Consider the following 18,792-nt stretch of genomic DNA (forward strand, 5'->3'; position numbering starts at 1 on the left):
CCCATGGAAGAAGGTATTCAAGCGAGTACTTGGTTGCGCATCCGCGAAGAAGCGCGCTGGATGATTGTAGAAGAGCCTATGCTCGGTAGCTTTTATTATTCCACCATATTGAATCACGACACACTGGAGTGCTCGTTGAGCTTTATTTTAGCCAATAAGCTCGAAAGCTCGGTGATGCCTGCTATTAGCTTACGTGAAGTGATAGAAAGCGTAGTAGAGGCCGATCCTGATATTTTAGAGAGGGCTGCCACCGACATTTGTGCAGTACAAGAACGCGACCCAGCGGTTGATCTTTTCTCTACCCCTTTGCTGTATTTAAAAGGCTTTCATGCGCTGCAAGGATACCGGATTGCTAATTGGTTATGGCGTCATAACCGCCGTGCACTGGCAACCTATCTGCAAAATCAAATCTCAGTAGTGTTTGGGGTCGATATACATCCGGCTGCGCGTATTGGTAAAGGCATCATGCTGGATCACGCTACCAGTATCGTTGTGGGTGAAACCGCGGTAGTCGAAGATTATGTATCTATTTTACAAAGTGTCACCTTAGGTGGTACCGGCAAGGCTGGCGGTGATCGACATCCTAAAATTCGAGAAGGGGTCATGATAGGCGCTGGCGCTAAAATACTCGGTAATATTGAAGTGGGTACGGGCGCTAAAATAGGAGCGGGTAGCGTAGTGCTTGAACCTGTGCCCGCGCACACCACAGTTGCTGGCGTGCCAGCACGAGTAGTAGGGCGCCCTTGTTCAGATATGCCCTCTCGTGCGATGAATCAAAATATTTAATAGTCGTATAAATGTTGATTACTGATGCAAATCAGATTATTTAAACTAAATTGTCGCAGCGTGAGTATTAGCGACTTGTTGTCTATCAAAGGCCGCTGTATCCTCCGCGTGTGAGAGGCCAGTGGGTCGACTAAGTATTTTAGGGGTGAGAGCATGTCTTTTGATGTATTAGAAAAGCTAGAAAAGAAAATTCAAGTAGCAGTGGATGCCATTGACTTGTTACAAATGGAAGTGGAAGAGCTGAAAGAGCAAAACGCTAAGTTGGATGAAGAAAAGCAACAGCTTGCACAAAACCAAACGCAGCTTGAGCAAGAAAATCAGCAGTTAAAGCAGCAGCATGAAGCTTGGCAAGATCGCCTGCGCGTATTATTAGGCAAAATCGATCAGGTTGAAGAAAACGTTTAAGACAGCTGGGAGCGTTAAGCTAGAAGCTGGAAGTAAAAAGGCCAACCCTAGGGGTTGGCCTTTTTGTTTGATTTAGCTTCCAGCTTCCAGCTTCCAGCTTCCAGCTTCCAGCTTCCAGCTTCCAGCTTCCAGCTTCCAGCTTCCAGCTTCCAGCTTCCAGCTTCCAGCTTCCAGCTTCCAGCTTCCAGCTTCCAGCTTCCAGCTTCTAGCTCTCGTCGTCGTCTTCTTCGTCTTCAATATCTAGTGGTTCAGGAGAGAGAATAACCCCTGTGGTATCCGCATAGATATGATCGGCAGGAAGGAAAGTGACACCGCCAAAATTCACCGGCACTTGGTACTCACCAATGTCATTATCGTCGCTACCCACCGGAATAGAAGCCAAGGCTTGAATACCAATATTAATATCTTCTAGTGCATCCACTTCACGCACGCTGCCATAGCAAATAATGCCTTCCCAGCCATTATCTGCGGCGGTTTCAGCAATGCTTGCATCGATTAAGGCGCGGCGCAATGAGCCACCACCATCAATAAGCAGCACACGCCCTGCGCCTTCTTCTTTAACGGCTTCAATAATGAGACCGTTAGACTCAAAGCACTTTATGGTCGAAATGGTGCCGGCAAAGGAGTTTCGGCTACCAAAACTTGCGAACATGGGTTCAACCACATCCACCATATCACTATAGATATCGCACAATTCAGAAGTATTGTATTCCATGGTATCAGCCACATTCAGGAAACAAGATACTATTAAGTATAAGGTGATAGGAGCGGTTTTCAATCACTATCGTGCCCGTGAAGGTATAACCGCTCTTATATTGACAGCGCTAGAGGATATAACGGCTGAGATCTTCGTCTTCCACTAAGTTCTTTAGATAACGATTAACATAATCTTCATCGACTAAAATGGTTTCACCTGATTTATCAGAGGCTTCAAAAGAAAGCTCATCTAACAAGCGCTCCATAATAGTGTGTAAGCGACGAGCACCAATGTTCTCTGTACTTTCATTAACGCGCCACGCCGCTTCCGCTAAGCTGCGAATACCGGCTTTGCTAAACTCTACCGTTACCTTTTCTGTGGCCAGTAGTGCTTTATATTGCTCGGTAAGTGACGCATTGGGCTCTGTTAAAATACGCTCAAAGTCATCGGTATTCAGTGACGATAACTCAACGCGAATGGGCAGGCGGCCTTGCAGCTCTGGAATTAAGTCAGACGGCTTAGCCACCTGAAATGCACCTGAGGCAATAAACAGCATATGATCGGTGCGTACCATACCGTGTTTGGTATTAATGGTGCTGCCTTCAATTAGCGGTAATAAGTCGCGCTGTACCCCTTCACGAGACACATCGGGGCCTGAGCTTTCGCCACGCTTACAAATTTTATCAAACTCATCAATAAAGATAATGCCATGATTTTCTACTGCATGAATGGCTTGCTCTTTGAGTTCTTCGGGGTTTAGTAGCTTGGCAGCTTCTTCTTCTACCAGTAATTTAATGGCGTCTTTAATTTTCATTTTACGCTGTTTACTGGTTTGGTCGCTGGACAAGTTTTGGAACATACTTTGTAGCTGATTGGTCATTTCCTCCATACCGGGAGGTGCCATAATCTCTACGCCAACCTGAGGAGTGGCCACATCAATATCAATTTCTTTATCGTCGAGTTGACCTTCGCGCAGCTTTTTACGAAACACTTGGCGAGTGCTGCTGTTATCTGCTTTTTCTTCTTCACCACGGCTGTTACGAGGGTTAGGTAATAAAGCATCTAAAATACGCTCTTCGGCTGCTTCTTCGGCGCCATGACGGTGTTTTTTAATCTGTAAGTCGCGAGTCAGCTTCATAGCCACATCAGTAAGATCGCGGATGATGCTGTCCACTTCTTTACCTACATAGCCTACTTCGGTGAACTTAGTCGCTTCTACCTTAATAAAAGGTGCATTGGCAAGCTTAGCCAAACGGCGGGCAATTTCAGTTTTACCGACCCCAGTTGGACCTATCATCAGAATATTTTTAGGGGTGACTTCTTGGCGCAACTCAGCAGGCAGCTGCATACGACGCCAGCGGTTACGTAGCGCTATGGCAACGGCACGTTTTGCCTCAGACTGGCCAACAATGTGCTTGTCCAGCTCGTGAACGATTTCTCTTGGAGTCATATCAGACATAATAAATCCTATAAAACGGGCTCGAATCATCCAGCCCTCAGCAAATTAGTGGTCGTAGTCCAGCGTTTCAATGGTTTGGCTGGTATTGGTAAATACACAGATGCCGCCAGCAATAGTGAGGGCTTTTTCTACTATTTCGTCGGCGTTTAAGTCGGTATTTTCCAACAAAGCAAGAGCGGCAGATTGAGCAAAAGCGCCACCAGAGCCAATGGCAATTAAGTCTTGCTCGGGCTGAACCACGTCGCCGTTACCGGTAATAATGAAGGAGTTTTTGTCATCGGCGACCGCCAATAAGGCTTCTAATTTGCGTAAGGCACGATCGGTGCGCCAGTCTTTTGCCAGCTCTACTGCGGCGCGCTCTAGGTTGCCTTGGTGAGCTTGTAATTTGGCCTCAAAGCGCTCTAGCAGAGTGAAGGCATCGGCGGTACCACCGGCAAAACCGGCGAGTACCTTGCCGTTATATAGGCGATGCACCTTGCGTGCATTGCCTTTCATTACGGTATTACCCAATGAAACTTGGCCATCGCCGCCAATCACTACTTTGCCATTACGGCGCACGGAAACAATCGTTGTCACTAAAAACCTCACTTGACTGTGTAGCCAGTCTCACTGGCAAAAATGTCACTTACACAGAAATGGGGACGATAGTGAGTGAGATCAACCCTCCCAGAACCAGATTGCACAATCACTGACGGCTTTTGCTTTAATCAGCTTATGTTTATGTTGTTCAGCCAGGCGCTTGCTGTCATAAGGTCCTAAAATCACCCTATGCCAAGCACTGCCATTTTTATTACGAATTTGTGCGACTAGCCCCTGAAACGCAATTTTTGCTTTAAGTTGCTCTGCTTGAGCGGCAGATCTAAAGGAGCCACATTGCATTAAATAAGGGCGAGTCGATTTTTTGACCTCGGGCACCTTCACCACTACCTCTTTGTTTTCTAACTCTTCGATATAGGTCCACTTTTCGGTGGGCTTTTGATCGATAGGGTTAGTAGCAACGGGTGGCTTTTTGGCTGGAGTCGTTTGGGTTGCTACGGGCGCCACAGCGGGCTGTTTATCTGCGGCTCCTTTTACAATATAAATCAGATAGCCCAAAGCACCGGCGACCATAACCAGCAAAATAAGTGGCAGTATGGGGAGACGCCGTGATTGAGAGGCACGAGCTCGTGCCCCTCCTTTTTTGGCTGTTTTCTTGCCTTTAGCTTTTGGCTTAGTGCGCCTAACATAATCCTTAGCCATGGATTACATACGCTCCATGGTATCGATACCCAGTAACGATAAACCTTGGTTAAGTACTTTAGCGGTAGCAGCACATAAGCGTAAACGGCTGTTGCGCTCCTCTACCGTGACTCCTTCTTTATTAATTGGGCAGGCCTCATAAAAGGTCATAAAGGCGCCAGACAACTCATAAAGGTAGAGGCACATTAGGTGAGGTAAGCCTTTATCGGCCACTGACTTAATGGCGTCATTAAATTGCAACAACTTATTAGCCAGCGCCTCTTCAGCGGCTTCAGTAATAATTACTTGGCCTTGTAAGTTGGCATCGGTCACAATACCGGACTTGCGAAATATCGACTGAATGCGCGTATAGGCATATTGTAAATAAGGAGCAGTATTGCCTTCAAAGGACAGCATATTGTCCCAGTCAAAAATGTAATCTGTGGTGCGGCTTTTAGAAAGGTCGGCATATTTAACTGCGCCCATGGCCACACGGCTAGCAATCTCTGCCTTTTCAGACTCACTAAGATCTGTATCTCTTTTAGCTAATAAGGCTGAGGCTCTTTCTTGAGCTTCATCAAGCAGATCAACCAAGCGCACCGTGCCACCGGAACGGGTTTTAAAAGGACGACCATTTTTCCCCAGCATCATACCAAAGGCGTGATGCTCTAGGCTAACCGACTCGGGTACATAACCGGCCTTGCGTACTATGCTCCACGCTTGCATTAGGTGTTGATGTTGGCGTGAATCAATAAAGTACAATACGCGATCGGCTTTTAGTTGCTCATAGCGATATTTAGCGCAGGCAATATCAGTGGTGGTATAAAGGTAACCACCATCTTTTTTACGAATGATCACCCCCATGGGGTTACCGTCTTTGTTTTGGTACTCGTCTAAGTAGACGACTACTGCGCCTTCGTCTTCTACCGCTAAGCCTTTGGCTGTTAGGTCATCGACTATGTCGGCCAGCATAGGGTTATACATGCTTTCGCCCATTACATGTTCAGGCGTTAAAGACACATTAAGGCGGTTATACACGGCTTGATTATGTTGCAGCGTAATATTAACCAACTTTTGCCACATGGCTAAGCAGTAGGTATCGCCACCTTGCAACTTCACCACATAATTACGGGCACGCTCAGCAAATACCGCATCGGCATCGTACTTTTGCTTTGACTCGCGGTAAAACTGCTCTAAATCAGATAAGCCCGAATCAGCTACGTCTGGGTTTTCTTTTTCTAGCTCTTCTAGATGCGCAATGAGCATGCCAAACTGGGTGCCCCAATCGCCAATGTGATTGGCTCTAATCACATTGTGGCCTTGAAACTCTAAGGCGCGTACCACGGCATCGCCAATCACACTCGAACGTAAATGTCCTACGTGCATTTCTTTGGCTACGTTGGGTGCCGAGTAATCCACCACTATGGTTTGTGGCTGCTCTGCTACCGGTACATTAGCGCGGTCGTCAGCCACCATGGCATCAATTTGACTGCCTAACCATTGGCTGTCTAAAAAGAAGTTAATAAAACCGGGGCCGGCTAACTCGGTTTTGGCCACCAACTCTGAGTGCGGAAGGTGATCAACTAGCAACTGGGCTAACGCACGGGGATTTTGCTTGGCAGGTTTTGCCAACAGCAACGCCAGATTGGTGGCCAAGTCTCCATGACTCTTATCTTTGGTTCTGTCTACTTGAATACGCGGATCCAGTTCGGCAGGCAGTGTGCCTTGCGCTTGCAAGGTAGATAGCGATTGTTCAAGTAACGACTGAATATGTTCTTTCATCTATATTTCACCAAATTAAGAATTAGGATCTGCTGACCCCGTGGTTGAAGCTAACCCGAATAGGAAATTCTACTCATATCAGATGCAGAAAACCACTGCCAAGACACAAGGGAGTGCATTACCACAGCTCAGAAGGGTCGATATCCAGTGACCAACGCACTTTTCTAGCCGACACCAAGGTATCTATGATTGCCAACGCCAAGCGACAGGCGCCTGCCAGCTCTCTTCTATTATCTGCTTGCAACAATAACTGATAGCGATATTGTCCGGCTTTACGCTCCATTTGTGCACTCAGTGGCCCCAAACAGAGCACTGTGGCGGGCAATTGTGGCTGTAACTGCTGCACTAATTCATATAAAAACGTGTGCACCTGTTTGGCGTTAGTGGCTTGAGCGCGAAATAAAGCTTGAAAGCTAAAGGGCGGGAGCATGGCGGCTTGGCGCTCTTGCAAGGCACTGTGCGCAAAGTGCTGATAGCCCTGATTGGCCAAATCTTGTAACAGGGCATGTTCAGGCTGGTGAGTTTGCAATATCACACGGCCAGGTTTACTGGCGCGACCGGCTCGCCCAGCCACTTGAATATACAACTGAGCAAAGCGCTCGGTCGCTCTAAAGTCGCTAGCAAATAAAGCACCATCGGCATCTAACATGGCCACTAAAGTGACATCAGGAAAGTGATGACCTTTGGCTAGCATTTGGGTACCAATTAAAATTTGATATTGACCATTGCGAATGCCCTCTAAGTGCTGCGCCAAGCTGCCTTTACGCCGAGTATTATCGCGATCGATACGAATAATACCGTATTGTGGGAATAACCCAGTTAGCGCCTGTTCAACTTGTTCTGTGCCAAGGCCAGTGCCAATAAGCTGAGCATGACCGCATTTTGGACAGCTGGGAGGGAGGGGGCGTTGATAATCACAATGATGGCAGTGCAAACGTGATGGGCTTTGATGCCAAGTAAAGTGCGCGTCGCAGCGTTCGCAGTCAGCCAGCCAACCACAGCCATGGCATAACAGCGCAGGAGCATAGCCGCGTCGGTTTAAAAACAGCATCACCTGATTGCCTTTGGTTAACTCTTGCCCTAAGAGTTCAATCAACTGCGGAGAGATACCGGCATGCATTTGTACGCCCCGGCTATCTAGCAATAGGTGTTCGGCCACGGTGGCGGTGCCAGGGCGTTGACTAAGAGTTAACCGCTGATATTTGCCGCTTGCAGCATTATGTAAGCTTTCAAAGCTTGGCGTGGCCGAGCCCAGTACAATGGGAATATCTAACTGATGAGCGCGCAGCAAGGCGAGATCTCTGGCGTGATAACGAAACCCCTCTTGTTGCTTAAAAGAGGTGTCATGCTCTTCATCAATAATAATCAGCCCCAAACGGGCAAAGGGAGTAAGCAGAGCAGAGCGAGTGCCAATGATAATCGCCGTGCTGCCATCTCGACACGACAACCAAGCGTCTAGCCGCTCGCGTTCATTCATCGCGGAATGTAGCGTGCTAATGGGCAAGTTAAAGCGCTGTTGAAAGCGGGCTATGGTTTGAGGGGTGAGACCAATCTCAGGCACCAGTACTAATACTTGGCGACCTGCCTCTAATACCGCTTCCATGACTTGCAGATAAACTTCAGTTTTACCCGAGCCGGTAATGCCTTCTAATAAAAAAGGGCTAAAACCATGAGCGCTTTGAATAACACTCACCGCTAATGCCTGCTCTGTGGTTAATTGAGGTTTATCTTCTTCAGTGGTCAGATGCTGGGGGGCACGCCAGTCTTTAGGCTCTGGAATTTGCTCGCGCTTTTCTATGAACTGTTTTTTGGCCAGTGCCTGCAAAATAGCACTGCTAATGCCTCTTACTTGTAGTTCACCGCTGGTAAGTGGACCCTTTTTCAGTAATGTTAGCGCCTGTTGCTGTTTTACGGCTTGTGCAGACACAGCAGCCTGTTGATCCAATAAATGCCAATAAGAAGAGCTACGATAAGTGGCTGCTTCGCCTTTGCGTAGTAGCGTCGGCAGTGCTTGAAAATATACTTCACCCGGAGCATGTAAATAATATTGTGCAGCCCAAGCCAGCAGTTTTAACTCTGCCTGATCTAAAATGGGCGTTTTATCCAGTTGGGCAGTAATGGGTTTGAGTTTGCTTAACGCCACATCCGACTCTATTGGATGAGATAATACCAGTGCCGTGAGCGAGCGAGCACCAAAAGGCACAGTGACCCTACAGCCTGGTTCAGGCAGGGGAAGGGAGCAGAGGTAGTCAAATTCTCGCCGCAGCGGAACGGGCAGTGTAACCTGCACTAATGCTTGGGCACTTGGTGTTGACATTGATGAATTATCCTTCGTTAATCCTTGCCTGTAAAAAAGCGATCCTATACTATTCGCATCCGTCACAAAATGTGAACCATTACGTGTGGTGTCTGGCATTGGATCAGATAGCGACACGGCCTACAAATCTAGAGGTTTTCCCATGAAGCAAGGTATTCACCCAGAGTACAACGAAATTACAGCTAAATGTTCTTGTGGTAACGAGATTAAAATTGGCTCGACCTTAGGTAAAAACCTAAACTTGGACGTTTGCGGCGCTTGCCACCCTTTCTACACTGGTAAGCAGAAAATGGCTGACAGCGGCGGCCGTGTTGACCGCTTCACCAAGCGCTTCGGTGCACTTGGCAGCAAAAAATAAGCGATTATTATCGCAAAAAGGGCGCCTTAGGGCGCCTTTTTTTATTGGTAAAATACTAAGCCAAAGATGATTTTTAGTAAGATGAATGCTGGGTGCTTATGCAAGTTAGTGCTAGCTTATAATAGAGAAATCTGCTGCATTATGAATTAATCCTATTGTTTAATAGTGATATTTAGGCGCTAGTCCAAAATAAACGCTGCTAGTGGCAAAAATAAATAAAGCAATGTTTTTTACTAATCAATATCAAATAAGTTGATTACTATCACATTGTACAAACATTGTGATAAACTGCTTCATACAAAAATCATCTAAATATCAATAATTACATCAGGGTACTCGTAGAATGTCCGATTTCCGTCAAAACGCACTCGATTATCATGCCTTTCCTACTCCAGGAAAGATCTCCGTTGAAATCAGTAAGCCGGCAGAAACCGCCAAGGATCTCGCCTTAGCCTACAGCCCAGGTGTGGCAGAGCCAGTACGTGAAATAGCGGCTGACCCAGACAATGCCTATAAGTATACGGGTAAAGGCAACTTAGTTGCTGTTATCACTAACGGTACAGCGATTCTTGGTTTAGGTAACTTAGGTCCTTTGGCTTCTAAGCCAGTAATGGAAGGTAAATCGTTACTGTTTAAGCGTTTCGCCAACATCGATTCTGTCGATATTGAAGTAACACACCGCACCACTGAAGAATTCATTCAAACCGTTGCGTCTATTGCTGATACTTTTGGTGGTATCAACCTAGAAGATATCAAAGCACCTGAGTGTTTTGAAATTGAAAAGGCGCTGATTGAGCGTTGTAACGTACCTGTATTCCATGATGACCAACATGGCACCGCTATTGTGACAGCTGCCGGTCTGATTAACGCACTAGAAGTACAAGGTAAGCGCATTGAAACGGCGCAAATCGTTTGTATGGGAGCGGGTGCCGCTGCCGTTGCTTGTATGCAGCTATTAATTAAGTGTGGTGCACAGCGTGAAAACATCTATATGTTAGACCGTAACGGTGTCATTCATTCTCGCCGTGAAGACTTAAACGAATATAAAGCACTGTTTGCTAACAACACTGATAAGCGTACGCTTGAAGATGTTATTGATGGCGCTGATGTATTTGTGGGTGTATCAGGCCCAGATGTATTGCCAGTTGAAGCCGTGAAAATGATGGCAGATAAGCCAGTTATCTTTGCATGTTCAAACCCAGATCCAGAAATTAAGCCAGAGCTAGCACACGCTACTCGCCAAGACTTGGTAATGGGTACAGGTCGTTCAGACTTTCCTAACCAAGTTAACAACGTACTGTGCTTCCCATTCATCTTCCGTGGTGCATTAGACGTTCGTGCTTCACAAATTAATGATGAAATGAAAGTTGCAGCAGTTGAAGCGATTCGTGATTTGGCGAAAGAGCCAGTACCACAAGATGTATTGGATGCATCTGGTTACGAAAAGCTAGAGTTTGGCGCAGACTATGTGATTCCTAAGCCAATGGATCACCGTTTACTGCCTCGCGTAGCACGTGCCGTTGCTATTGCCGCAGTAGAGTCTGGCGTTGCCGGTATCGAATTACCAGAAAACTACATGCAAGACTAATTAGCTCACCCTTCGGTAGTGATTAACCGAAGCGACAAGCAAAATAAAAAAGCACAGCCACTTGGCTGTGCTTTTTAGTTTCTATTAGTTGCTTACGGCTTCCAGCTTACGGCTTTCTTTTAAGATATACCCCAGCTTCAACATGGTGGGTATAGGGGAATTGATCAAACAGCGCAAAGCGCTCAATGGTGTGAGTATGGGATAAGGTGGCTAAGTTATGGGCCAAGGTGTCCGGGTTACAAGAGATGTACACAATATTATCGTATTCTTGTACCAATTTAACTGTCTCTTCATCTAGCCCTGCTCGGGGTGGATCCACCAAAATGGTGTTGCAGTCGTAGCTTGCTAAATCAATACCTTTTAAACGGCGAAACTCCCGTACACCGCGCATCGCCTGAGTAAACTCTTCTGCAGACATACGTAAAATGGTCACATTATCAATCTGGTTAGCGGTAATGTTATATTGTGCCGATTTTACTGATGAGCTGGCAATTTCGGTGGCTAACACCCGATTAAAGTTAGCAGCTAGCGCCAATGAAAAATTACCATTACCGCAATAAAGCTCTAATAAGTCACCGGTTGCGCCTTGGGTCACATCCAATGCCCAGCTCAGCATCTGTTCATTCATGCGGCCATTAGGCTGAGTAAAGCTATTTTCTACTTGTTGATAAATCAGTTGCTGCTTGCCCGCTTCTGTATCTAACTCTAATTTTTCCAGCACATAATCTTGGCCTAACACTAATTTTTGCTTGCGTGCACGGCCAATAATACTGGCATTTACCCCTTGGGCCTGTAGCTGCTCACGCACCAGCTGCATGCCTTGTTGCCAAGCATGGTCTAGCTGGCGATGATATAACAAGCTGATCACCAGTTCGCCACTCAGTGACGACAAAAAATCCACCTGAAACAGGCTTTGGCGTAGTGCTGGCTGATCTTTAATCAGCGTCAATAACAAGGGCATCGCTTGGTTAATTAAGCGTGACGCCACCGGAAACTGATCCACCCGATATTGTTGCTTAGTGGCCTTGTCAAACATGATGTAATACAAGTCATCACCCTGATGCCAAACCCGAAACTCAGCACGCATTCGATAATGTTCTGGCTCAGAGGCAAATACATCTAGGCTCGGAGGGTTAAAAGGTGCAAAGGTCTCTTGCAGTTGTATCACTTTTGCATCCAACTGCGCCTGATAGGTGTGCGGATTAACCACAGTGCTCATGAGTCTTGCCTCTGATAAAAATTAAACGCAGATTCTAGCACGACCCAGCGCGTGAAGGGTGAAGAGAGCAGAGGAACACTTAAAACCTATTTTACAACGAAACCCGCCAACCCCACACGAAGGGCAATGTTGAATGCTTAATTTTGAATGTTAATTAATTTCATCACTCATCACCTTCTTTTCGGTGGATTCCGTGGCAAAGAGTCTTTAATCTTCAATGTTGTCTTAACAAGGAGCTCAAATGCGCCGCAAAAAGCCTGATGATTTACGAGAATGGTGTTATCCCTTTATTTTTGAAACGCGCCTTACCTGCGATTACGAAATTCTCACCGACGAACTCTGTTGTCATATTGGTGTAGTGCTTTCTATGTTGCCAGAAGAGTTTACCGATATTCGAGAAGATCTTGAGCAATTACAGCCACTCATCTACAACTTGAATGGTTCAGTACGTGGCAAACATGGTATTTTTGAAGAAAATATCGAATGGCTTAAAACACGTTATACCCATTATCAGCAGGCCAGCGAAGGTAGGGTAACCGGCTTTGTATTACCCAGAGGACCAGCTCCGGTGCCGCAACTGCACTTATGCCGTTGCACGGGTAAAAAAATCGTACGTATGTTAGTGCGCTTAGAAGAAGCGGGCATTAAATTTGACGAAGCCTTACCACGCTTTGCCAATGTGTTGGCTAATTTTTTCTTTGTGCTTACCGTTGCCATTAAGCATCGGCTTGAAGTAGCAGAAGTGCCCTATATTAGTATTAACTATTAAGGGCACTTAACAGCTTAAGTATTATTGCGGTACGGGTTTTTGGGTAATTGATCTGCGCGTAGTGGTGGGCGACGTGCGTCTTCTTTCGGCCCATAAGCGCTACTTAAATACTGTAAAATAGTCTCCTCAGTCTTATCATCAAATGCCCAGAGCCCCTGAGTTTCTTGCATCCAGCGGATCATTGATAGCCAGTGCTCACGGCTGCCGCTGTTTTGCGTGACTAGGCCTGCCGAGTGACAGGCAATGCAATTATTGCGCACCGTCTCCCAACCGGGAGCCTTAATAAAACCGGTTTGTGGATCTTTTTCGGCGGCGAGAGCAGGCGTTGCCGACAGCCCTAGCAATAATAAGCCTACAACAATAGGATGTGCCATTGTGCCTCCTAGACCACTTGTACTGCGATACGATGACAAGCGTTATTCAAATAGCCTTTAGGATTCCAGCCCGGTACTACCATGGGCTGTGCTTTGCCTTCGCTATCTATCGCTCTTGCCCAAACTTCGTAATAGCCTTTTTCGGGAAAACTGAGCTCACTTTGCCAGTGTTGCCACGCCAATCGATTAACTGGAGCACGTAACTTGGCTTTTTGCCAAGTGGTGCCAAAGTCGATAGAGACATAAAGATCACTGACCTCTAAATCACCCGCCCAAGCATGACCGCGTACAGTTAAAGGTTCACCTATGGTATGGGTGATACCCGTTTTTGGAAAAGTAATGAGTGACTTAATTGGCATAGAGCCAATAATTTCCATGTCTTCATTAGGTACTTTAGTGCCCGGTGCTACCGGATATTTAGGGACACTATAAGCAGGGGCGGCCATTTTATTACCGTCGTGCACTTGGTCGCGTATCACTATTTTTTTCAACCATTTACCAGAAGTCGAAGCTGGCCAGCCACCACACACTAGTCGAAGTGGATAGCCATTTAATACTGGCAGATCTTCCCCGTTCATTGCCCAAGCAATCAAGGTTTGATCTTCTAATGCTTTAGACATAGGCACACCCCGAGAAATAGACTCTTTGCTAGGGTCACCACTTAGGTGCAAGTCGGCACCGTAATAGCCAATATAAACCGCATCTTCTTTAATACCACAAGCTTCTAACACATCGCGCAACCGCACCCCGGTAAACTTAGGGCAAGCCACAGCGCCTGTGGTCCACTGGTTACCACTGGCGGCCGGTGTGTATTCGCTACGGCCATTACCGCCACATTCAACCGTTAGCTGATAATCATAATGCGTAAAGCGAGACTTTAATTCAGCGAGCGTAAAAGTGGTTGGAGTCTCACAAGACTCACCGGCTATTTCTAAGGTCCACTTATCGGGGTCGAGTAAGCTGACATCGGGTAGACGACCATTATTACGCACAAACATATGTTTAGCGGGAGTTACCTCATCGTCTAATAAGTAAGGCGGCGTTTCAGCGTTAAGTGGTCTATCGTTTAAAACCTTTAGCCCTTCTTTACCTGGAATATCGACAAGGTCGTCAGACTGAGCAAAAGCAAGGGGGATAAACCCCGAAGACATGTTATTAGCCAGAGGAATACTCGCCCCTATGGCGGTGGCCATGGCAAGCAAGCCACTGCGTTTCAAAAAGCCGCGTCTTTCAGTATTATCTGCATTCTGCTCTAAGCTATCATGCACGCCTGTTGTGTCTGTTGTATGTTTAGTGAGCCGCTGGTCTTGCGGCGAAACTGGTGAATACTTATCAGGTTTTGAGGTCATGCCACTCTCCTGTTTAAAAATAACGATGACGTTAAAATAGGTAGAACAAACCGAAGTTAACACAAGTAAGTATTATATTAACTATTAATAACCTTAAATTAACTTTTTTGTGACAGTAGATAATATAGTGCGGAACAATCCGCTTAGCCAGATAGACATCAGTAATAAGCCCATACTTAATGGGTGTTCCTATACAGTGAGAGGGGCTTTCTCTATAATGCTCGCGCTTTGGTGCCAAATGGCATAAACGGGAATCTGGTGTAAATCCAGAACTGGCGCGCAGCGGTAACGAGGAACGACACGACAAGGGGAAACCCAGGCACTGCCAATATCGGGTGGGAAGCCGTCGTTTAGGTGAGCCATTATTTAAGGTTCGAGCCTCCAAGTCCGAATACCTGCCAAGGCATACAGGAAGGCCAATCGGCCATCACTACGCGTACTAGGAAGTAAAAAACATGTCTAAACAATGGCTGGCAGCAGTAGCTCTGTTGCCGTGGGCGGCGTTTGCCCAAAACTCAACCTTTTCTCAAAATGATGATGCGACTGACATCACTATTTACAACAAAGTTAAGCAATCTGCCACTAGCGCCCTCGCGCCTGTTGAAGTGATCACCAAAGCCGATATCGAACGTCGCCAGCCGCGTTCTTTAGTTGATCTATTAGAAACCTTACCCGGTATGCAGTTTGGTAGTCAGAATGGGGGGATAGGTCAAAATAGTAGTTTGTTTGTGCGTGGTACTAATTCTAATCAAGTACTGGTGTTGCTCAATGGCCGCCCAATGGCACAAATGGTTAACTCTAATATCGACTTTAGCCAGCTGCCGGTCAATAACGTGGAGCGCATCGAATATATTCGTGGCCCACGCGCCGCCATTTATGGTTCGAAAGCCATTGGTGGTGTGGTTAACATTATTACGACCTCTCAAGTTAACGACACTAAGCTGAGCGTCACTGCTGGTAGCAACGATTACTATGCCGCCGATGTGTCGATCAACCAGTGGGTAACCGACAATACCCGCTTGCAGTTAGCTACTGGCTATCGTGAGACTCGCGGTTATGATGTACAGCCAAATAATACCCAGTCAGATCGTGATGGCTTTGATAGTAAAAACTTAGCTTTGGGCATCGAGCATAAGTTGAATCAAGCTTGGACTTGGAATGCAAATTTTAATGGTTGGGAAAATAATTTAGAGTACGACTTTGGTGAACCGGCCTGGCCAAGTTTTACTGCTAATAAAAATAAGACTGAAACCTATCAAATTGATACTGGACTGCAACATCAAACGCAACAATTAACTAGTCAGATAAACGCTAGTTATAGCGAGTACAAAGCTGAAGACTGGAACAAGGAAGATAGGAGTAGTTACAGTAATAATAGCTTTGCTACTACTCGCTTAGATGGATTAATGCAGTATCACTATTCTGAGCAAGGTTATGGGCTAGTTGGTATTGATTGGCAGCAAGATCGTCAACTGTCTGACTCTACAGGAATCCTGCAGCCAGATCGTGATAATACCGGTGTATTTGCGTCAGTGTTGCATACGTGGAATCCCGTTTCTATTGAGCTAACCGGCCGAGTAGATGATAACGAGCAATTTGGTACTCATGGTACTTGGCAAAGTGCATTGTCACTGGCTTTAACTGAAGAGCATACGGCTACGCTGAGTTACGGCACTGGATTTAGGGCTCCAACTTTTGGTGAAATTGCTTCGGCAGAAGATGTAAATTCCCTAGAGCCAGAAAAATCGAAAAACTGGGAGTTAGGCCTTACAGGTGATTATGATTTATTAAATTGGCAGCTGAATTTTTATCGGAATGAGATAAGTAATTTAATGGTGTATTCTAATACCCCTCCTTATTCGCTTGTTAACTCAACAAAGAATACAGATGCTTTAATCAAAGGTGTTGAGTTGGTAGTAAAAGCTGATACTGGTCCTGTACATCACACCGCCAGTTATGAGTACACCAACGCTCAAGATATTGAAACTGCTAAGCAGCTACTTAACCGAGCCAAACGTAAAGCCAGTTGGACTGCAGATATTGATGTAGCTAAAGCTAATCTTTTTGCGCAGGTTTTGTACATGGGAAATCGAGAAACATATGGTGCAGTGGATAAAGAATACACTCCGTCCTACACCATATGGAACATAGGCGCACATTACCCCTTAACGCAGCAGCTGACGCTAAACGGTAAGATCAACAACCTGTTCGATAAAGACTACCAAGTTGTAAGTGGCTACGATGCGCCAGACATGGAATTCTATGTGGGTGCCGATTACCGCTTCTAATTTCTGTTAAAAGTTTAGCGCTGATTTCAAGCCGGCCTAGCGCCGGCTTTTTCATCTCTGACTTTAGCGCTATCATAGCGAATAGCATAAAGAGGGTATCCAGTGGCAAACATTCTTATTTTCGACTCCGGCATGGGCGGTTTATCGGTATACCGTGAGCTCAAAAGCCGCTTACCAGATCAGCAATACTACTACCTGTTCGATAATGCCTGTTTCCCCTACGGGGAGTTAAGCGAAACGTCTTTAGTTGAGCGTGCCGTCGAACTGTTTACCTCCTTTATTGCACAACACCCAGTCGACATTGCCATTATCGCCTGCAATACCGCCAGCACTCACGTGCTCCCCGCTTTGCGTACCCGCTTAACCATTCCCATTGTGGGTGTGGTGCCTGCTATTAAGCCCGCTGCTAAATATAGTCGCCAACAGCAGATGGCCAATCTAACAACCAGCAAGTTAGGCCATATTGGGTTATTAGCCACACCCGGTACCGTATCGCGACCTTATACAGCCAAGCTTATTGACAGCTTTGCTGCCGATTTACAGGTATCTATGCTGGGCACCACCGAGCTGGTAAAAATGGCCGAAGACAAATTATCGGGCTTACCGGTAGATATGGCGCAGCTATATAAGCTACTTACGCCTTGGCTTGGCGAGCAAGGACCCGACACTTTAGTGTTGGGGTGCACGCACTTTCCGCTGCTAGCTGACGAAATCAATCAATGTATGCCTAATGCCAAGTTAATTGACTCTGGTGAGGCGATTGCGCGGCGGGTAATCAGTCTTTTGGTGGAAGGGAAAGGTGGAGCTGAGCAAGTGAATCAAGAAGGGCGTTTATTTTGTACTCATCTAACAAAAAAAGCCCGGCAACAGGCCAGGGCTTTTAGTAAAGAAGGTTTTGGTGCACTGGAGTGCTTTATACCTTAACCAGTGCCGTTAAGCTTGAGAGTCACTGCTCTCATCTTCTTCTTTACGTTCGTTAGCTTCTCTTACTTTTAGCGTGCGCTGCTGAAACTCAGAATCATTTAATGCTTGCTGTGCCGCTAATGCTGCATCACTGGGCATTTCAACAAAACCAAAGCCACGGCGCTTGCCCGTATGCTTATCTTTCATCAGTCTCACAGATAACACTTGGCCAAAGCTTTCAAACAAGGCTCTTACCGACGCTTCATTAGCACGATAAGGTAAGTTTCCTACATATAGAGTGGTAGTGGGAATTTCTGCTGGCACAGGAGGGCGTATGGCTAACGGAATTAAAAAGCCACCTAGCAACAAACCCAGTGCAAAAAAAGCAGCAGAAAAAGAAGGCGCAGCCCAGCTAACAACAAAATAGCCAATTAGAGCCAACACGATTGCGTAAAGAGCTGACTGAATAAAAACAGGATAATGGGATAACTTCATCGGCAGTCCAATCTCAAAGTAGATGAATGTATATAACACACCAACACTAGCTGCATAAACCAATGTCAGTATTCACAGCATAGCCTCAATTGAGCTACAGAGTAACGCTTGTTATCAATAAGCATGATAAATGTGATCTAAAAAGCCCTTCGAGCGGTTATCCGCCTTATGCCTTACGTTATACGCCATTCAAACAGAAAGCTGTACGCATTACGCAATACGCTGTACGAACAAATAAAACCCAGTGTTTCAGCCTACCGCTGATAGCTGACGGCTCAAAGCTTCCCAAAGGGAGCTGTGTTTCTTTAGCGTATGGCTTTCTATTAGCTTGGCGCCGGGCGCTAGGCGCTGTGTTTGTGCATAACTCTGTACATAAGTTGTGTTTTTGCTGGGTGTTTGACCTGTCAGTCACTAAATGCGTATTTTTGTCACTTTAGGGGTTGCGCTTAAACGCGGCTTCCCTATAATGCGCATCCACTGACACGGGGCAACACGCTCACGGTCACAAGGGTTTGCAGACAACAAAATAAAGTTTGAAACAAACACTTGACGAACACTGAGGAATGCGTAGAATGCGCCTTCCTGATTCGGAAGAATCAAATGCTCTTTAACAATTTATCAAGCAAACTGTGTGGGCACTCGCAGAGCGTTGAGAACAAAAAAATATTGTTTTTCAATGTCTTGTGAAGTGCAACTAGAAATAGCAGTACATCAGTAATTCATTGAGCTAGAACTTTTAATTGAAGAGTTTGATCATGGCTCAGATTGAACGCTGGCGGCAGGCC

At 46.1% G+C, this 18,792-nt stretch carries 17 protein-coding genes and 1 riboswitch; of the genes, 7 read left to right on the forward strand and 10 right to left on the reverse strand.

The window, feature by feature from the left end:
• The first annotated feature begins 3 nt into the window (after positions 1-3).
• Together cysE and zapB are read left to right on the forward strand one after the other, a co-directional pair.
• Complete coding sequence (gene cysE / locus J3U76_RS08635; RefSeq protein ID WP_208005562.1) at positions 4-786, forward strand: serine O-acetyltransferase; 783 nt, start codon at positions 4-6, stop codon at positions 784-786.
• A 153-nt stretch (positions 787-939) separates the two neighbouring features.
• Positions 940-1,191, forward strand: coding sequence for a cell division protein ZapB (zapB, locus tag J3U76_RS08640; protein ID WP_208005563.1), 252 nt, complete (start codon positions 940-942; stop codon positions 1,189-1,191).
• A gap of 205 nt (positions 1,192-1,396) precedes the next feature.
• Here the strand turns inward: zapB and rraA are convergent, their stop codons facing one another.
• The 6 genes from rraA to priA form a co-directional block, all read right to left on the reverse strand.
• Positions 1,397-1,906, reverse strand: coding sequence for a ribonuclease E activity regulator RraA (gene rraA, locus J3U76_RS08645; RefSeq protein WP_208005564.1), 510 nt, complete (start codon positions 1,904-1,906; stop codon positions 1,397-1,399).
• Between the two features lie 109 nt (positions 1,907-2,015).
• Positions 2,016-3,347, reverse strand: a complete 1,332-nt coding sequence (gene hslU, locus J3U76_RS08650; protein ID WP_208005565.1) for an HslU--HslV peptidase ATPase subunit — start codon at positions 3,345-3,347, stop codon at positions 2,016-2,018.
• A 45-nt stretch (positions 3,348-3,392) separates the two neighbouring features.
• A complete protein-coding gene (gene hslV, locus J3U76_RS08655; protein ID WP_208005566.1) occupies positions 3,393-3,923 on the reverse strand; it encodes an ATP-dependent protease subunit HslV in 531 nt (176 codons plus the stop codon).
• Between the two features lie 81 nt (positions 3,924-4,004).
• Entirely contained in the window at positions 4,005-4,586 is a 582-nt protein-coding gene (locus tag J3U76_RS08660) for an SPOR domain-containing protein (RefSeq protein ID WP_208005567.1), read from the reverse strand.
• A 3-nt stretch (positions 4,587-4,589) separates the two neighbouring features.
• Positions 4,590-6,347, reverse strand: a complete 1,758-nt coding sequence (gene argS / locus J3U76_RS08665; RefSeq protein WP_208005568.1) for an arginine--tRNA ligase — start codon at positions 6,345-6,347, stop codon at positions 4,590-4,592.
• A gap of 118 nt (positions 6,348-6,465) precedes the next feature.
• Complete coding sequence (priA, locus tag J3U76_RS08670) at positions 6,466-8,664, reverse strand: primosomal protein N' (protein WP_208005569.1); 2,199 nt, start codon at positions 8,662-8,664, stop codon at positions 6,466-6,468.
• Between the two features lie 142 nt (positions 8,665-8,806).
• Between priA and rpmE the strand changes: the two genes are divergently transcribed.
• Together rpmE and J3U76_RS08680 are read left to right on the forward strand one after the other, a co-directional pair.
• Complete coding sequence (gene rpmE / locus J3U76_RS08675; RefSeq protein ID WP_208005570.1) at positions 8,807-9,022, forward strand: 50S ribosomal protein L31; 216 nt, start codon at positions 8,807-8,809, stop codon at positions 9,020-9,022.
• Positions 9,023-9,365: 343 nt separating this feature from the next.
• The gene (locus J3U76_RS08680) at positions 9,366-10,610 is read left to right on the forward strand and encodes a malic enzyme-like NAD(P)-binding protein (RefSeq protein ID WP_208005571.1); all 1,245 of its coding nucleotides are present in this window, start codon (positions 9,366-9,368) and stop codon (positions 10,608-10,610) included.
• 106 nt (positions 10,611-10,716) lie between these two features.
• On the opposite strand, the gene trmA is transcribed toward J3U76_RS08680, so the two are convergent.
• Positions 10,717-11,829: a tRNA (uridine(54)-C5)-methyltransferase TrmA gene (gene trmA, locus J3U76_RS08685; protein ID WP_208005572.1), complete on the reverse strand. Its 1,113-nt coding sequence runs from the start codon at positions 11,827-11,829 to the stop codon at positions 10,717-10,719.
• Between the two features lie 241 nt (positions 11,830-12,070).
• On the opposite strand from trmA, the gene J3U76_RS08690 reads away from it, so the two are divergent.
• Positions 12,071-12,598, forward strand: a complete 528-nt coding sequence (locus J3U76_RS08690; protein WP_208005573.1) for an ATP--cob(I)alamin adenosyltransferase — start codon at positions 12,071-12,073, stop codon at positions 12,596-12,598.
• Between the two features lie 14 nt (positions 12,599-12,612).
• Here the strand turns inward: J3U76_RS08690 and J3U76_RS08695 are convergent, their stop codons facing one another.
• Together J3U76_RS08695 and J3U76_RS08700 are read right to left on the reverse strand one after the other, a co-directional pair.
• Positions 12,613-12,972 (reverse strand): hypothetical protein, encoded by a 360-nt coding sequence (locus J3U76_RS08695; protein WP_208005574.1) that lies wholly within the window; start codon positions 12,970-12,972, stop codon positions 12,613-12,615.
• 8 nt (positions 12,973-12,980) lie between these two features.
• Positions 12,981-14,321 (reverse strand): sulfite oxidase, encoded by a 1,341-nt coding sequence (locus tag J3U76_RS08700; RefSeq protein WP_208005575.1) that lies wholly within the window; start codon positions 14,319-14,321, stop codon positions 12,981-12,983.
• A gap of 212 nt (positions 14,322-14,533) precedes the next feature.
• Positions 14,534-14,738: riboswitch (cobalamin riboswitch) on the forward strand.
• Between the two features lie 38 nt (positions 14,739-14,776).
• Here J3U76_RS08700 and J3U76_RS08705 point away from each other — a divergent pair.
• Positions 14,777-16,609, forward strand: a complete 1,833-nt coding sequence (locus tag J3U76_RS08705) for a TonB-dependent receptor domain-containing protein (RefSeq protein WP_208005576.1) — start codon at positions 14,777-14,779, stop codon at positions 16,607-16,609.
• Positions 16,610-16,711: 102 nt separating this feature from the next.
• On the forward strand, positions 16,712-17,533 hold the full coding sequence (gene murI / locus J3U76_RS08710; protein ID WP_208005577.1) for a glutamate racemase: 822 nt from the start codon (positions 16,712-16,714) through the stop codon (positions 17,531-17,533).
• Between the two features lie 9 nt (positions 17,534-17,542).
• On the opposite strand, the gene J3U76_RS08715 is transcribed toward murI, so the two are convergent.
• On the reverse strand, positions 17,543-18,007 hold the full coding sequence (locus tag J3U76_RS08715) for an RNA recognition motif domain-containing protein (RefSeq protein ID WP_208005578.1): 465 nt from the start codon (positions 18,005-18,007) through the stop codon (positions 17,543-17,545).
• Positions 18,008-18,792: the final 785 nt, after the last annotated feature.

This window comes from Oceanisphaera pacifica (assembly GCF_017498065.1).
Taxonomy (GTDB): domain Bacteria; phylum Pseudomonadota; class Gammaproteobacteria; order Enterobacterales; family Aeromonadaceae; genus Oceanimonas; species Oceanimonas pacifica.

Coding starts and splice junctions, on each gene's coding strand:
- cysE (WP_208005562.1), top strand. CDS start 4: ATGGAAGAAGGTATTCAAGCGAGTACTTGGTTGCGCATCCGCGAAGAA.
- J3U76_RS08660 (WP_208005567.1), bottom strand. CDS start 4,586: ATGGCTAAGGATTATGTTAGGCGCACTAAGCCAAAAGCTAAAGGCAAG.
- priA (WP_208005569.1), bottom strand. CDS start 8,664: ATGTCAACACCAAGTGCCCAAGCATTAGTGCAGGTTACACTGCCCGTT.
- J3U76_RS08690 (WP_208005573.1), top strand. CDS start 12,071: ATGCGCCGCAAAAAGCCTGATGATTTACGAGAATGGTGTTATCCCTTT.
- J3U76_RS08700 (WP_208005575.1), bottom strand. CDS start 14,321: ATGACCTCAAAACCTGATAAGTATTCACCAGTTTCGCCGCAAGACCAG.
- hslU (WP_208005565.1), bottom strand. CDS start 3,347: ATGTCTGATATGACTCCAAGAGAAATCGTTCACGAGCTGGACAAGCAC.
- J3U76_RS08705 (WP_208005576.1), top strand. CDS start 14,777: ATGTCTAAACAATGGCTGGCAGCAGTAGCTCTGTTGCCGTGGGCGGCG.
- rraA (WP_208005564.1), bottom strand. CDS start 1,906: ATGGAATACAATACTTCTGAATTGTGCGATATCTATAGTGATATGGTG.
- J3U76_RS08695 (WP_208005574.1), bottom strand. CDS start 12,972: ATGGCACATCCTATTGTTGTAGGCTTATTATTGCTAGGGCTGTCGGCA.
- J3U76_RS08680 (WP_208005571.1), top strand. CDS start 9,366: ATGTCCGATTTCCGTCAAAACGCACTCGATTATCATGCCTTTCCTACT.
- zapB (WP_208005563.1), top strand. CDS start 940: ATGTCTTTTGATGTATTAGAAAAGCTAGAAAAGAAAATTCAAGTAGCA.
- argS (WP_208005568.1), bottom strand. CDS start 6,347: ATGAAAGAACATATTCAGTCGTTACTTGAACAATCGCTATCTACCTTG.
- J3U76_RS08715 (WP_208005578.1), bottom strand. CDS start 18,007: ATGAAGTTATCCCATTATCCTGTTTTTATTCAGTCAGCTCTTTACGCA.
- rpmE (WP_208005570.1), top strand. CDS start 8,807: ATGAAGCAAGGTATTCACCCAGAGTACAACGAAATTACAGCTAAATGT.
- trmA (WP_208005572.1), bottom strand. CDS start 11,829: ATGAGCACTGTGGTTAATCCGCACACCTATCAGGCGCAGTTGGATGCA.